At 37.5% G+C, this 328-nt stretch carries 1 protein-coding gene; it reads left to right on the top strand.

Annotated features, from left to right (window positions below; all coding sequences use genetic code 11):
* Positions 1-16: 16 nt before the first annotated feature.
* The coding region (locus tag CSX02_RS12110) for a hypothetical protein (protein ID WP_330399558.1) at positions 17-328 on the top strand (312 nt) is incomplete at its 3' end.

Here is a 328-nt window from a genome sequence, read left to right on the forward strand (position 1 = left end):
AAGAGATACTTATCTTGTGCGTTTAGAATTGGCAGATAGCGATGAAGAAGCATTAGAGCAGACAAAAGAAATATTAGAAGAATTTATGGGGACAGAAGAGGAATGCCTTGTTTGGTATGCATTGGCTGATACACAGTGGAAGATCGGACGCCTTTGCGATGAAGTAAAAGGAAAAGCCTTTGAATATATAGAGCAAAATGGTGGGGAAGACCTTTTTGAAGGGCGTGACCGAAAAAAATGGGGAACCATACTGAAAAAGTTAGAAGAGAAATTGAATAGCCCTATGAAGCCTTATAAAAAGATAAAGAAATTTGAGCAATTAGAATTG

It is taken from the genome of Agathobacter ruminis (genome assembly GCF_002735305.1).
In the GTDB taxonomy this organism is placed as follows: domain Bacteria; phylum Bacillota; class Clostridia; order Lachnospirales; family Lachnospiraceae; genus Roseburia; species Roseburia ruminis.